The organism is Mesotoga sp. HF07.pep.5.2.highcov (genome assembly GCF_003666285.1).
GTDB classification, from domain to species: Bacteria; Thermotogota; Thermotogae; order Petrotogales; family Kosmotogaceae; genus Mesotoga; species Mesotoga prima.
This window is the reverse complement of the sequence record NZ_JFHJ01000210.1, coordinates 1-2,001: the sequence shown is the minus strand read 5'-3', so window position 1 is coordinate 2,001 and position 2,001 is coordinate 1. Positions and strand designations below refer to the sequence as shown.

Annotated in this window: 2 protein-coding genes; one reads left to right on the top strand and one right to left on the bottom strand. The window is 48.5% G+C overall.

Annotation, left to right across the window (positions count from 1 at the left end):
* On the bottom strand, positions 1-203 hold a 203-nt coding region (locus tag BG32_RS04415; protein ID WP_183084283.1), incomplete at its 3' end, for an NAD(P)-binding domain-containing protein.
* Positions 204-485: 282 nt separating this feature from the next.
* Here BG32_RS04415 and BG32_RS04410 point away from each other — a divergent pair.
* On the top strand, positions 486-1,910 hold the full coding sequence (locus BG32_RS04410) for an asparagine synthase-related protein (protein ID WP_121526465.1): 1,425 nt from the start codon (positions 486-488) through the stop codon (positions 1,908-1,910).
* Positions 1,911-2,001 lie beyond the last annotated feature (91 nt).

Genomic DNA, 2,001 nt, shown 5'->3' with positions numbered 1-2,001 from the left:
ATCGCCTTCTTCATATCTGTACCAACGTATCTAAGCTTTGCTTTGCCCTCTGACTCGCCTTCGACTCTTATCTTTCTTTCTAAGAGTAATGGTGAGATTCGTTTCTGACTTCTGTTGTATAGCGAGACATCGTGGCCCCTCATGGCTAGAACGGCAGAAAGGGCCTGTCCACCATTTCCCGCACCAATAACAGCTATCTTCATACAACACCTCCTTAGACCCCCATCCAGAAATAAAAATATGGGAAATAACAGAGAACAAGAATTCCCTTGCTTTATCTTACTTGTATTTTCATTATACAGGAGACTTTTTTGTGAACTAAGTGAAGGGGGAGTGGCACGCTATTCATGGGGAATGACTGCACATGGCTCTGGAGATTAATTTCAACAATTTTCACCATGTTATAATAGTTATAGAGCGACACGATGATTCTAAGTACTGGGATTCTGAAACATGCACGGGCACTAGGAATGGAGGTATTCTAAATGAGTGGAATTGCTGTCACCCTTAAACCTGAGAGAAAAATGATAGAAGGCTCTCTTTCTTACTTGAGGCACAGGGGAAGCAAAACGAGAATTCTAAAAACCCGGGGAGAGACGGGCATGGGAGCGGTGGTAAGCAATGCCTTTGACGAAAACATGATAGTTTTCGAAGGCACGAGGGAAAGCGTTGTCTTCGACGGTATCCTCAGAAACTTCCCCGGGAAGGTCTGGCCGCGAAAGATTCTCGAACTATACAAAGAAAACCGTCCGGGATTTTTGAACGAGCTGGATGGTTCTTTCGCTTTCGCTATAGATACAGATGACGAAACCTTTGTCGCCCGAGACCCTCTGGGCCTGAAACCCCTATACTACGGACGCTGTAACGGAGGAATCGCCTTCGCTTCGGAACTGAAGGCCCTTACCCCCTTCTGCAGTGAGGTACAGGTCTTTCCGCCCGGTCACTTTTTCTCTTCTAAGGAAGGCTTCAGTGAGTACTCCTCACTTGAAGACCTGCTGACCGAAAGACAAGTAGAAAGTGAAGAAGAGGCGGCGAAACGTCTCAGGACTTCTCTCGAAAGGGCCGTCGACAACAGAATGACGGCGGTCAAATCCGAGCCGATAGTATTCCTCAGCGGAGGGCTTGACAGTAGCTGTATAGCTGCCGTTGCAAGCAAACTGAACGGTTCTTTGAAGACGTTTACCGTAGGAAGCGAAGAGGGGAAAGATCCGGCATTCGCCAAGGAGGTCTCCCGGTATTTAGGCACCGATCACAGGGAATACACCTACGATTTCAAAGAGATGCTCGAAGTCCTTCCGGACGTAATTTACCATCTCGAGTCGTTCGATCCTCCCCTTGTGAGGAGTGCGATACCGAATTATATAGTATCGAAGATGGCCGCAGAGGAAGACAGTTCTTTCGTCCTGATGGGAGAGGGAGCCGATGAGCTTTTCGCCGGCTACGAATATATGAAGGAGCTTCCCTCTGCAGAATCCGTAGATGAAGAGTCCTTGAGAATTACAAAGACCGGCTATCTTTCGGGCTTCCAGCGAAACGACAGGATGGCTCTTGCTTTCGGGATAGAATTCGATGTTCCTTTTATGGACACCAGTGTAGTTGATCTTGCCTTCTCGATTCCGGTGGACTGGAAGATCCACGGGCCTGAAAAGACGGAGAAATGGATTCTTCGCAGGGCCTTCGAAAACGATCTACCGGAAAGCGTAGTCTGGCGAAAAAAGAGCAAGTTCAGCGTCGGGTCGGGATCGTCTCACCTCATGAAGGAGTACGCCGAAGAGGCCATAAGCGACTCCGAGTTCGAACGCGAAAGACAGAGCAACGGGATCAGGTCCAAAGAGGAGCTTCTGTACTACAGGATATTCGAAGAGCAGTTCCCCTGCAAAGGAGCTGCGGACACCGTTTACAGAAGTTGACCCGGGTCGCGTCTTTAACTATTTTACATTTCGACTATGAAGGGTTCGTTCGCCGGTGAAGTTCTAATTACGGCCTCGAGATACGGAAGGC

Bases quoted from the DNA above. Each gene is read 5' to 3' on its own strand.
- BG32_RS04410 (WP_121526465.1), top strand. From the start codon at position 486: ATGAGTGGAATTGCTGTCACCCTTAAACCTGAGAGAAAAATGATAGAA.